Origin of the sequence: Methylosinus sp. sav-2 (assembly GCF_004366495.1) — a bacterium.
Lineage (GTDB): Bacteria > Pseudomonadota > Alphaproteobacteria > Rhizobiales > Beijerinckiaceae > Methylosinus.
Map to the genome: position 1 here is coordinate 24624 of NZ_SOEJ01000016.1, position 13691 is coordinate 38314.

Annotated in this window: 3 protein-coding genes; all 3 read right to left on the minus strand. The window is 62.7% G+C overall.

The genetic code is table 11. The features are described 5' to 3' along the window. Positions 1–9: 9 nt before the first annotated feature. Positions 10–1608: an MBL fold metallo-hydrolase gene (locus EDE12_RS18545; protein ID WP_026598237.1), complete on the minus strand. Its 1599-nt coding sequence runs from the start codon at positions 1606–1608 to the stop codon at positions 10–12. Next, the gene (locus EDE12_RS18550) at positions 1598–4873 is read right to left on the minus strand and encodes a non-ribosomal peptide synthetase (protein ID WP_166671893.1); all 3276 of its coding nucleotides are present in this window, start codon (positions 4871–4873) and stop codon (positions 1598–1600) included. Before EDE12_RS18550 ends, EDE12_RS18545 begins: the two co-directional genes overlap by 11 nt. A 155-nt stretch (positions 4874–5028) precedes the next feature. Continuing rightward, positions 5029–13647, minus strand: coding sequence for a non-ribosomal peptide synthetase (locus tag EDE12_RS18555; RefSeq protein ID WP_051592388.1), 8619 nt, complete (start codon positions 13645–13647; stop codon positions 5029–5031). Positions 13648–13691: the final 44 nt, after the last annotated feature.

Consider the following 13691-nt stretch of genomic DNA (forward strand, 5'->3'; position numbering starts at 1 on the left):
GCTCGCGCGTTAAATCAGGATTTCGGCTCGGCCGAAGAGAAGCTCCGCGCCGACGCCCAATTCATCGCGCAGCGACCGGATGTATTTGGCGATCTCCACCATGTACACGTCGTCGTCGGCGGGAGTGAGAGCGAGGAGGTATCGCACCCAGGGCTCGCGCCCGACCGCATAGACGAATACCCACCGACAACCCACCGCGCGCGCGAGCTCCAGCGCGGCGCTAGAGTTGCAGCCATTCGAGCGGCGTCCCTGACTGTGTCGATGCTCGGGCTTGTTGGGCAAAATCGGCCCATAGACCCACGTCAACGGCGCGCCGACGCATTCCATTCCGACGAACAGTGTGTCGATGGGGCCGGTCTCACGAAGCAGATGTGCGTAGATCTCTGGATCGAGGCAATTCGAATCCGCGGCGAAAAGCAGGCTACGCGCGCCGAGACGCAGAAAATACGCAGCTTTCGCGGAAGGCAGATCATTGTGCTCCCCCAGGAATGGAACGGCGACGATCCGCCCATTGGGAATGGCGAATTCATCGAGGTAGTCCACCTCGCGGACATCTGCGAACCCGAGCTGACGCGCAAGAAGCTTCAGGGACAGATCGCCATAGAAAACGCCCGAGCTTTTCGGCACGACGAGCGTGCCGATCTTGTGCCTCAATCGCAACAACGACTCGATGACGAAATGATCGTGATGCCCGTGCGTGATGAGAACATAATCGATTCTTTCGGGCAGATCGCCGAAGCTGAAGCGTTCGACGTCATGCTGCTCGGGCCGCGCGGCGATCAGCGGATCGATGAGGATCGAAACGCCTCCGCTCTCTACGAGGGCGCAGGCATGCCCGAAGTATCGAACACGAACCTCGTCGCCGCTCCACGGGGCGCGAATGGCGCCGTCGGTCTCTCGCAAAATGGCGCGCAGCTTCGCATCCTGCGACGCCGGAGCGTCCAGCAAGGATCTGATCTCGTCGAAGGATTTCGGCTCCTGGTCCAGACGGAACAATTCGTCGATTCTGGGATCGTCGAAGGCGACGGTCCAATCGAGCGAATCGTCTCCAGACAATCTCGGCGTGCTCATATAATAGGGCCGTTCGAGATCGGTTTCCTGACGGAAGAGACGCAACGACTGCGCCTCTTTCTTGTAATACCCGCTCTTGTAGAGAAGCCCTTCGAGCGGCCGCACGATCGGCCGGTTATAGTAGTCGTAGAGAAGCTCGACATAGCCGCGCAGCGGTTCGGGAATCCTCTGGTAGCAGTCCTCGAGGCTTTCGCCCTTCGCTTCGGCGACGAGCTTGTTGTGAAACTCGATCAGCTTGCGCGCGAAAGCCAGATTGTCCGAAAACGTCTCCTCGGTCAGGGCCAAGAAGTCTCGAACTTCGGATAGGCGCGTCGCCGGCACATCGACGAAAGCGCCGCCCAAGAGCTTCGGATTGCGGCAGGAGATCTCGTGAATCGCCGGGTTGCCGAGATAGGAGCCGATCGTTTTGATCTGGTAGTTCAGGAGATGCAGGCTCTGCGTGACCGGCGCCATCACATGAGGCCAAGCCACCCAGCGTCCGACCAGCGGTTCCACACATGCGCTCTCCGCGAGAGCATAACGGATCTCACCAGACATGCTGCGGCCCTTCGTTTCCGAGGCCACGAACGACGGCGTCCAGCTCGGCGGTCGGGTCGATCTCTGCGAGCAGAAAGCTCAGCTTTTCGTTGATGGCGTCCGCGCCAGCGGCGCCCTCGATCTCCCCGGCGAGCTCGCCGAGAGTCCCTCCCTCGAAAAGCGTCGTGATCGGAATGTCTTTGCCGAACAGCTGCTGCGCGCGCGCGACGACTTGAATGGCCGACAATGAATTGCCGCCCAGATCGAAAAAATTGTCGTTGCGGCCGATCTCCTCCACGCCGAGCACAGCGCGCCAAATGTCGGCGAGAAGAAATTCGATCGCGCTGGCGTGGCCCTCGCGTTCCAAATCCTGCTCCGTGGCGACGGCCGCAGGCTCCAACAGCGCCGAACGATCGACTTTCCCGTTCGGAAGTCGTGGCATGGCCGGCAGCGCGACGATGACCTCTGGCGCCATGAAAGCCGGCAAATTCTGAGCGACATGCCGCCGTAGCGCGGATTCGATCTCGCCCGAATCGCCTTCGGCGACGACATAGGCGATCAGCCTGGCGCTCCCCTCCTTCTCTGCGGGCACGACCACTGCAGCGTCCGAAACCGAGGGATGCGACGACAAGACGTCCTCGATCTCTCGAGGGTCGACGCGATAGCCGCGCAGCTTGATCTGCTCGTCGAAACGGCCGAGAAACTCCAGCCCGCCATCTCGGCGGCGCTTTACGCGGTCCCCGGTCCTGTAGAGTCGCTCGCCACCGCCGCCGAAGGGATCGGGAACGAACCTCTCCGCGGTCAATTCAGGCCGCCCGAGATACCCTCGCGTTACGCCCGGACCGCCGATATGTAGCTCGCCGATAAGGCCCGCGGCCGACAGCTCGCCGTCCGGCCCGACGACATAAGTCCGAGCGCCGGGAATTGGCCTCCCAATGCTCACCGGCTCGGACCGGTTCTCATCCTCGGCGATTTCATGGACCGTGCTCCAAACGGAGCATTCGGTCGGTCCATATTCATTGAAGAGAGCGGCGTGCGGCAGCTTCGCAAAATGATGGTCGGCGACGTCGCGCTTGCAAGCCTCGCCAGCGACGATGCAGCACCGCAGCGATGCGCCGCTTTTCGATGTCGTCACCTGCAGCAGCGCGGAATAGAATGACGGCAGACACAAGAGATGCGAGACCGACTCTCGCTCGACAAGACGCATCAACGCGCCCGGGTCGCGGCGCATCGTCTCAGACGGGATGTGCAGCCGCCCGCCTTGGAACAAGGTCCAGAACAGCCCCGCCAATGAGCTGTCGAAGGAAATGGACGACAACAGCAGGAAGCCGGTGACGGCCTCGGCGTAATGCCCCGCGCGCGCGCGCGTCGAGGCCACCGCGTTGCGATGCGTGGCCATCACGCCTTTCGCACGGCCCGTAGAGCCAGATGTGTAGATGATATAGGCGATGTTTTCAGGCGCGACGCTCGAGACGACGGGAACGTCCGGCATAGCGTCGAGGACCTTCTGATCCAAAATTGCAATCGGGATCGAAATGTCGCCGAGCTTCGACGCCAGCTCCTGCGTCGTCAGCAGCACGCCCGCCTTTGCATCGGACAGAACGTAGTCGATCCGTCCGGGCGGATAGGCCGGATCGAGCGGCACGAATGCGCCCCCCGCCTTCGACACGCCGACGATCGCCGCCACCAGCTCGACGGAGGGTTCGAGAAGCACGCCCACAGGCACGTCGGGGCCGACGCCCAGGCGCTGTAGCCAGTGCGCGATCCGATTGGAGCGGGCGGATAATTCGCCATACGTCAGCGCCGCGCCGCACGTCGACACGGCGAGCTGATCTGCACGGGCATTTCTGCCGAGCCAGTGATGAATCAGCTCCGGCGTGACTGTTTGGAGGGATGCGCCTTCCGACATGGCGATGATCTGCGACCGTTCCGCCGAATCCGAAAGACTCAACGCGGCGATGCGCAGCGTCGGGGCCTCCAGCATGTTTTGGACAAGAGCCGTAAAATGCCCCGCCATTGCGGCGATGGTCGCATCGTCGAACAGGCCCACATCAAACTCGAAACGCAGCCGCAGCCCCGGCGCTTCGTTGAAGACATGCAGAACGAGATCGAAAATCGCCGACTCCGTGCTCACTTCCTCGACGTCGATGGTGAGATTTGAGAGCGTCAGCCGCTCGATCGGAATATTGTGGTGAACGAACGCGACTTGGAACAGAGGATTGTGACTGAGGCCGCGCTTCGTCGCCAATTTTTCGACGAGCGTCTCGAATGGCGCATCCTGGTTCGATTGAGCGCCGACGGCGGCCTCATGCACACGCGCGAGCAATGTCTCGAAGCTCGGATTGTCGTCGAGCGTCGTGCGCAGAACCAGAGCGTTCGCAAAAAATCCTACCAAGCGTTCCAGTTCTGGATGCGTGCGATAGGCGATGGTGGTGCCGACCGCGATGTCTGTCTGGCCGCTGTAATGATAAAGCAAGGTCTTGAAGGCGGACACCAAGACGACGAACAGCGTGGTGTTCGTCCGTCGGGCGAGCTCCGTCAGTCCCGCGAGCGCCTCTTGCGACAGAGTCCATGAATAGCGTGAGCCGCGGTTGGCTTGTTTGGACGCGCGCGGCCGGTCGGTCGGGAGCGCCAACAGATCGGGAAGTCCGGCGAGCCTGTTCGCCCAATAGTCGAGCTGCTTTCTGCCCGCCTCGCTCGTCATCAGGCGACGATGCCAATAGGCGAAATCGCCATATTGCACGGACAGCGGCGCCAACGGATTCGGCGCGCCCTTCATCGCCGCTTCGTAGAGCTGCGCAATTTCCTGGATCAGCAGTCCGCTGGACCAGCCATCCCATATGATGTGATGGATCGTTAGCAGCAGAACATGCCGTTCGTCCCCCAAGATGAGCAATGTCGCCCGCATCAGCGGCGGCGCATCCAGGTCGAAAGGCTTGCGCGCCTCGGCGTGTGACAGCGCCCGAACTTCACTATTTTGCGCCTCTTCATCGAGGCTGCGCAGATCGATCCGTTCGAAGGAAAAATCCGCATCGGATGAATAGAAGAGCCGCGGAACGCCGCAGTTACTCGCGAAGCCGGAGCGCAACACTTCGTGACGGCGAATAATCTCCGCGAGACTCGATTGCAACGCCCCCGCGTCGAGAGCCCCACCAATGCGCGCCAGCAGCGCGATGTTGAACAAAGCGGGATTGGGCGACACTTGGCATTGAAACCAGATGCGTTCCTGACCATACGACAATGGATTGTCGCCCGGCGGCCGAGGAGCGATATCGTTCTGAGTCATTTGCAGCGAAGCGCGCCCCCGCAAGCGAAGCTCGAGAAGCTCGCGCTTGCCCGGAGAAAGGCGTGCTTTCTTATCCTGCTGCTCTCGCCGACTCTCGATCATGTCCATGAGGTGTCCACTCCGGATGACTCGTTCCTGAAGGCGGGATCGCGCCCTCAGGCGCGAGCTTCCACCGTCTCTCGCGCGCGCCGAGACGCTTCGACGTCGCTCAGCTCTTCGATGTCTGCAAGGATCAGATCTTCGACGCGCTCGGCGAGCTTCGCCACAGTTGCGGCGTCGAACACCGCGGGCAAAGGCATTTCGACGCCGAAGGCGGCGCGAATGCGCGAACGCAATTGAATCGCGAGCAGAGAATGTCCGCCGAGCTCGAAGAAATTGTCCTCGACGCCGACGCGCGGCGCATCGAGCACCTCCGACCAGATTTTGCACAAAATCTCTTCGGTCGCGTTGCGTGGCGGGACATAGACGCGCGAGACATGGGCGGAGGCGTCGACGTCCGGCAATTTCTTGCGGTCGACCTTGCCGTTGGACGTGAGCGGCAGAGACTCCATGCAAATGAAGGCGCTCGGAACCATGAATTCCGGCAGCGTCTGCAACACATGCTCTCGAAGAGAGCTCGCATCCAGCTGCGGCGCGACGACATAAGCGATCAGCCCATACAAATTCTTGGACAGCCGGCGAGCGACGACACAAGCCTCTTCGATGCGCGGATGGGTGACGAGACAGGCTTCGATCTCCCCCGGCTCGATCCGATGTCCGCGAATTTTGACCTGATGATCCACGCGGCCCAGGAATTCGATGACGCCATCCGATCGGTAGCGTCCCAAATCGCCGGTTCGATAGAGGACCGAGCCGGGTGGCCCGAATGGGTCGGGAACGAAGGATTGCGCGGTCAAGTCCGGACGATGGAGATAGCCTCGGCCCACCTGAACGCCGGCGACGCAGATTTCGCCGGCGACGCCCACCGGCGCCAAATCGAGGCGCCGATTCAGAATGTAGAGCTGTGTGTTGTCGACAGGCCGGCCGATCGGAACGCTGAGATCGTCTCCTTCGGGCGACGACTCGATAGGATAATAGGATACGTCGTCCGAGCATTCCGCCGGTCCATAGGCGTTCAAAAGGCGAATATTCGGGAAACGCGCCATGAAGCGCCGGCATAATTCCGGCGTGAAGGCCTCCCCACAAGGCAGCAGCCACCGGAGTCGAACCAGTCTTTCGTCGTCTTCCGCCACATCGAGCAGCGCCTTGATCATCGACGGCACGGCTTCGAGTATTGTCACCTTTCGACGATCGATCTCATCGAGCAGTCGTTGCGGATCGCGCGATATATCATCGGGGAAAATCTCGACCCGCGCGCCGATGGCGATCGCCGTGAGGAACTGCCAAACAGAAATGTCGAAGCATTGCGACGCCGTCTGCGCGATGACGTCATCCGAGGTCAGAGCAAGGACGCGTTCTTTCGTGATCAGATTGTTGAACATGCCTCTGTGCTCGACCATTACGCCTTTCGGCCTGCCGGTGGAGCCCGAGGTGAAGATGACGAAGGCGAGATTGCGCGGCCCGTTGTGTCGCGGCGCTTTCATCGTCGCAGCTGCGCATGTCGTCATCGGCTCGATCAGACGCGGCCGTTCTGCCTCATCGAGATCCGCGCAGAGCGCGCTCGCGCGCGCCAGATGATTCTTCCCGGCCCAGAGCCATTCGACCTCGGCCTCCTTCAGCACTTGCAAAATACGCCCATCTGGATAGGCAGGATCGATCGGAAGATAGGCCGCGCCAGCCTTGAAGACGCCGAGCATAGTCGCCAAAAAGTTCAGCCCGCGCGTCTCCCACAAGGCGACAATGTCGTCCCGGCCGACGCCCGCCTCGACCAATGCGCTTGCGATATGGTTCGCGCGTTCGTCGAGCGCGCGATAGGTCAGCGTCTTGCCCTCGCAGGCGGCGACGATGCTGTCCGGACGCAGCGCGGCCTGCGCCTCGAAGCGTCGCACGAGATCGAGTGGCTCGCCATAGTCGTGATCCGTCTCGTTCCATTCGACTGCGGCTCGATGACCCTCCGCCGGGGGCAGAAGCTGCACGTCTCTCACCCGGCGGTCGCTCTTTGCGATCAATTTTTCGAGAGCGCGCCTAAAATGAATAGCCATACGCTCGACCGTCGACGCCGCGAAACGATCGCGGTCGTAAGTGAGGCGAAGCGTGAGCGTCTCGCCTGGAATGGCGACGAAGGTGATCGGATAATTCGTGTGGACGCGAAGCTGCAGGAGATCGATATCGAGTATCTCCTTTTCTCCGCGCAGGCTGGGGTCGATCGGCGCATTCTCGAAAGTGAGCAGATGTTGGAACAGCAGCGCGTCGGCGCGAGGTATGGAGCTCCAGCTCTGGATCATCGATTGAGAGACGAACTCATGCTGACGCATTTCCAAATTGCTGGACATTATCTCTTTCAACCAATCGATGATCGGCTGATCTGGACGGATGCGCACACGCAGCGGCAATCCGTTGATGAACAGGCCCAATGCTGTTTCTGAGCTCGGAAGATCGATCGGACGACCAGCGACCGTCACGCCGAACACGACCTCATCCACGTCGGCATATCGGCCGAGCAGCAGCGCGAGCGCGCCCTGAACATAGGTGTTGACGGTCAAGCGGTGCTGGCGCGCGAGCGCTTCGAGCTTTTTCCGATCCTCCGCCGAGAGAGTCACGATGACGTCGTCGACGGAAGCGGCGGCGTCGGCCCGAATCTCGATCGCTTTGGCGCCCACGAGTGGCGTCGGCTCCGAAAATCCGTCGAGATAGCTGCGCCAGAAGCTCTCCGCCGACGCCATGTCCTTGGTTCGCAGCCAGGCGATATAGTCCCGGAATTGTCCCGCCGGCTCGGCCTCGACGGCCTGCCCTGCCAACCCAGCCGCATAATGCTTTCGCACGTCGAGCAGCAGCGGCGATGTGCACCAGTCGTCCATGATGATGTGATGGAAGCTGCGCACGCAGATGTGCCGGTCGTCGTCGACTCGGATGATCTTGATGCGCATCAGCGGCGCAGTCGCGAGATCGAATCCGCGCTCGCGTTCGCTGCTCAGCAATTGGTCGATGTTTGACGATTGATCGGCATTGGATAAATGTCGGAGGTCGAGGATGTCGACCGGCAGAGTGGCGTGGCTGTGAACCACCTGATGAGCGCGGCCTTTCAGGTCCCATTCGAAAGAGGTCCGCAGGCTCGCATGACGATCGACCACGCGGCGCCAAGCGGCAGCAAAAGCCTCGATGTCGAGCGGCCCTCTTATCTCGTAGCGCTCCTGCATATGGTATAGACCCGTTCCCGTCTGGGACAGGGCGTGAAACAGCATGCCTTCCTGCATCGGCGTCAGCGGATAGAGGTCCTCGACATCTCCGTGCCGACGCACGATGCGGTCGATGTCATCAGCCTCCAGCTCCGCAAGAGCGAAGGGGGATGTGAATTGGGCGAGCGCGCGCTCGACATCGGATATCGGAGAGGCCTCTGCGCCGAGCGTCAATTCCGACGCCAACAGGCTCGCGGCTGGATATTGGAATAGCTGACGCGGCGTCAGCTCATATCCGGCCAGTTGCAACCGGCTCGCAACCTGAATGGCGCGAATCGAGTCGCCGCCGAGCTCGAAGAAACTATCGTCGACGCCGACGCGCTCGACGCCGAGCACATCGGCGAAGATGCGGCACAGCGTCTCTTCCGTCGGCGTGCGCGGCGCGACATAGTTCCGGCGCGATTGCGCGTCGGGATCGGGGTCCGGCAGCGCCTTGCGATCGAGCTTGCCGCTCGCCGTCAGCGGCAGCGCCTCGAGACGAACGAAAAGCTGCGGAACCATATAATCCGGCAGCTCCCGCCGCAGCGCTATCTTCAGCGCGCCAAAGTCCAGCTCACCCTCGCTCGTCACATAGGCGGCGAGCCGCTTGTCGCCCGAGCCGTCCGCCCATGCGAGCGCAACCGCCTCGCGCACATCGGGAAGACGTTGCAACACCGCCTCGATCTCGCCCAGCTCGATGCGAAAACCCCGGATTTTCACCTGATGATCGAGCCGCCCGAGGAACTCTATGTTCCCATCCCGCCGCCAGCGCGCGAGATCGCCGGTGCGATACATGCGCTCCCCCGCGACAAAAGGGTTCGCGACAAAGCGCTCGGCCGTCAGATCGGCGCGGCCGAGATAGCCGCGCGCGAGGCCGACGCCGCCGATGCATAATTCTCCGGCGACGCCGACCGGAATCGGCTCGAAACCCGCATCGAGAATATAGAGCTGAATGTTCGAGATCGGCCGGCCGATCGGCACTCGCTCGCTATCGTCGTCCGGCGCGCATCGATAGGCGCTGACGTCGATCGATGCTTCGGTCGGGCCATAGAGATTGTGAAGCTCCGCCGCAGTGGCGGCATGAAAGCGCCGCGCCGCCGCAGCGGGAAGCTCCTCGCCGCTGCATATCACCAGCCGCAGCGAGCGCAGCGTCGCCATGTCGACGACGCTCGAGAACGCCCGCAGCATAGACGGCACGAAATGCAGCGTCGTGACGCTATGGCGTTGGATGAGCTCCGCCAGCCGCGCAGGCTCGCGATGATCGTCCGGCGCAGCGAGCGCGAGGCGCGCGCCGGCCTGCAGCGGCCAGAAAAACTCCCATGCCGAGACGTCGAAGCCGAACGGCGTCTTCTGCAGGACCGTATCATCGGCGGTCAGGCCGTAGCGTTTCTGCATCCAATCGATGCGATTGACCACGCCGCCATGCGGCGCGGCGACGCCCTTCGGCTTTCCTGTGGACCCCGATGTGTAGATGACATAGGCGACATTCTGCGGCGTGGCGCGGCGGCTGAGCGCTTCGGCGTTCTCGTGCGCGAACTGCTCCCGATCCGCGTCCAGTCGCAGAAGCGGCGTCCCCACAGGAAGACGCTCCGCCAGACGCTGCTGCGTCAGCACGAGACGCGGCGAGGCGTCGGCGATCATGTAGGCGAGACGCTCGGACGGATAGTCTGGATCGAGCGGCAGATAGGCTCCGCCCGCTTTCAAAACGCCGAGCAGTCCGACCACCATCTCCAGCGAACGCTCGACACACAGGCCGACGATCGCTTCCGGCCCGACGCCGAGCCCGACGAGATGGCGCGCCAGCCGGTTCGCCCGCGCGTTCAATTCGCCATAGGTGAGAGTGTCGTCGCCGAAGATCGCCGCCACAGCGTCGGGCCTGCGCTGCGCCTGCGCCTCGAACAGCTCATGGACGCACAAGTCGCGCGGAAATTCCGCCGAGGTGTCGTTCCAATCGAATATCAGCTCGCCGCGCTCGGCCTCTTCCAAAATGGGAAGATCGCCGATGCGCGCCTGCGGATTGTCCAGAATGCCGTCGAGCAGCGCTCGGTAGCGGCGCGCCAGGCGCTCGATTGTGGCGGCGGCGAATAGCTGCGTCTTGAACTGAAACGACAGCAGCAGCTCCTCATCGACCTCGGCCGCCATCACCGCGAGGTCGAACATCTCCACGCGCTCACGCAGGGTCGACGATCTCGCTGTGCGCCCACAGAAAGAAAACGAAGGGCCATCCTCACCGAGCGCGAGAGCGGCGAATTCCGCCGGCGCCTCCGATTGCGCCTGTTGCAGAACAAACCAGCTCTGGTAGATCGGCCATTGGTTCTCATGGCGTTCGGGCTGAAGGCGGTCGACAATCAGCGGAAATGGGAATTGCTGATGCTCGAGCGCGCCTCGCACCGTTGCGTGTGTCGCGCGCAACAGACCTTCGAAGCTGTCTTGCGGCAGCGCCCGCACCCGCAGCGCGACAGGATTGACGCAATTTCCGACGAGACCGATCGTCTCCAAACCCAAGCGGCCGCTCGTGGGCGCTCCGACGACCAGATCGGGCTGCCCGGTCACGCGTTGAAGAAGCGCGAAATAGCCGGCCAGCAGCAGCGAAAAAAGACTTACGCCCTCGCGCTTGGCCAGCTCTTTCAGCCTATGGGTCGTCTCGTGGTCGAGCCGCAGCGGCGCCGATCCTCCCGCATAGTCGGGAACGGACGGGCGCGGAAAATCCGTCGGCAATTCGAGCGCAGGCAGTGGGCCGCGAAGCTGATCGCTCCAATAGCTCCAATCCCGCTCCGCGGCAGGGGAAGCGAGATAATTTGCTTCACGACGCGTGAATTCGGCGTAGTCCCCGCTCGCGGGCGGCGCAAAGCCGTCTCCCGCCTCCGGCGCGAGATAGGCCGCGTCGAGCTGCGAGACCAGAAGCAGCAATGACCACAAATCGACAGCGATATGATGTGCGACGAATAAGAGGGTCGAGCCGCCATCGCCTCGGCTGTAGACGACGATCCGAAACGGAGCTTGCGCGTCGAGATCGAACGGACGCCGCGCTTCCTGCGACAGCGCGCCCTCCAGCTCCGCCGACGTCCAGGCCGTCGCGTCCTCCCGGCGCAACCAATCTGCCAACTCTTCGAGGGGAAGCGCTTCCTGCGTGACGCCGTCCGAGCCGGAGCGATAGACGGTGCGAAGCTGAGCATGACGCTCGACGACCGACGACAGCGCCCGATGGAAGCGGGCAAAATCCAACGGCCCGTCGATATCGAGCGCGAGATGCAGATTATAGACGTTGCTCGCTGCGTCGAGCTGATGGACCGTCCACATCGCGTGCTGGCTGTGCGACAGAGCGCGCGGGTCCGGCGCCAGCGCGACCTCGCGTGCGGATGAAGCGTCGTCGTCGGCGAGCCGGGCGAGCGCTTCAGCGGCCTCCGCAAAGCTCGCATCCGAGAGCAGAACGCCGATCGGCGTTTCGATCCCGAGCGCGGAATCGAGCGAATGCTTCACTTCGATCGCCCGCAGCGACGAGAGCCCGCTTCGCGAAAGCAAAGTCGTGGGGCTGAAATCGCTTTCCGGCGCCCCAAGCGATCGCGCCACTCTGGAGATGAGAAAACGTGTGAGAAGCGCAGCTTTTTGCGCCGGCGCCAGATAGGAGAGCGCCTCGCGCAGGAACGCGTCGGCCCGCTCCGCGCTGGATTGCTCTGCCACGGCGGCGGATGACGGCGCGGCGGAATGCGCGCGCGCCAACGTCCGCAGTTCTCCAGACAGATAACGTTGCCGGCACTCCGCCCGCCGAAGCTTGCCGCTCGACGTTTTCGGGACCGAGCCGGGCTGCACGAGCACGATATCCGCCGGCTCGACATCGATCTCATTGACGACGCAAGTGCGAATGTTCCGAAACAGCGCCTCGCCGCCGCTATTTTCCAATGCGCCCAGGTGCGAGCGATCCGGCTCCGCCACGACAATGAGAGCTTCTCGATCGTCGATGGTCACGGGGAAGGCCGCGGTGGAGCCGCGCCGCAACCCCTCGATCTGTTCGTCGATCACACATTCAATGTCCTGCGGATGAAAATTGCGGCCGGCGACGATGATGAGATCCTTGAGACGGCCGGCGACGAAAATCTCTCCCCGCTCCAGGAAGCCGAGATCGCCCGTCCGCAGATAGGCGCGCCCATCCCCTTCGGCGACCGTCGCGCCGAAGACGCGCGCCGTATCGTCCGGCCTGTTCCAATAGCCCAGCGCGACGCCCGGCCCCGCGACCCAGATTTCGCCGATTTCGCCAGGGGCGCAGATGCTCGTCGATTCGGGGTCGACGATCTGAACGTCATATCCCGGCCAGCCGTGGCCACAGCCGACGACGGCCGTGGATTTGGCGCCTTGCGACGGAGCGACGCGACGCGCCTCCAATGCTTGCCGATCCACCTCGACGATGGGAAGCGGCCGGTCGCGCGTCGGCGCCGTCACGACTAGCGTCGCCTCCGCGAGGCCGTAACAGGGATAGAAGCTGTCACGCCGAAAGCCGGAAATGGCGAAACCCCGAGCGAAGCGATCGAGCGTCGACGCGCGCACCGGCTCAGCGCCGCTGAAGGCGATGCGCCAATGGCTCAAATCGAGGTCGCGCTTCTCCTCCTCCTTTATTTTGCGCACACAGAGATCGAAGGCGAAATTCGGACCGCCGCTCGTATGCGCCCGATAAGTGGAGATCGCCTTCAGCCAGCGCAGCGGCTTTTCGAGGAACGCCATGGGGGACATCAGATAGGCGGTGGCGCCGATATAGAGCGGCTGAAGGATGTTCCCGATCAATCCCATATCGTGATAGAGCGGCAACCATCCGACGAGGTCTGAGCGCTCGTCATGGCCGAAGCTCTCTTTGATGAGCGCTTGGTTGCTGAGTAGATTGGCATGCGTGACCATCACGCCGCGGGGATCGCCGGTCGAGCCCGACGTGTATTGCAGGAAAGCGATCTGGTCTGGCTCGGGCGCATGAGCGCGCCACGCTTCCGCCTGTTCGGAGGAGATCACATCGGTCGCCGTCCAAGAGCAAGGAATTCGCGCCAATTGCTCGCCGGCCTCGTTCTCGAACCGTTGACGCAGCGCCTCCGTCGTCAAGATCGCGGCGGGTCGCGCGTCGCGGAATATCGATTGCAGCCTTTGCAGATGCCGGCCGGATGGCGGATAGGCGGGGACGGCGATAACGCCTGCGTAAAGGCAACCGAAAAAGGCCTCGATATAGTCGAGACCCGGCGGATAGAGCAGCAGCGCGCGCGCGCCTGTCGGCCCCAGCGCCGTCAAATGCGTCGCGATCGCCCGCGCTCTTCGATCGAGATCCGCATAGCTGAGGCGCGCGCCCTCTCTCTCGCCATCGTCGAGAAAGACATAGCCCGGCTTCGTCGCCTGTTCGGCGGCGCGGATACGCAAAAGATCGACGAGATTTCGGGCCGCGAGAGGAAGCTCGGCCTTTCGGACGCCATCGAGAACGATCGACATTTTTCGGCGTTTCCTTTGCACTTTCCCGATCGTGGCGCGCAGCG

Coding starts and splice junctions, on each gene's coding strand:
- EDE12_RS18545 (WP_026598237.1), bottom strand. CDS start 1,608: ATGTCTGGTGAGATCCGTTATGCTCTCGCGGAGAGCGCATGTGTGGAA.
- EDE12_RS18550 (WP_166671893.1), bottom strand. CDS start 4,873: ATGACTCAGAACGATATCGCTCCTCGGCCGCCGGGCGACAATCCATTG.
- EDE12_RS18555 (WP_051592388.1), bottom strand. CDS start 13,647: ATGTCGATCGTTCTCGATGGCGTCCGAAAGGCCGAGCTTCCTCTCGCG.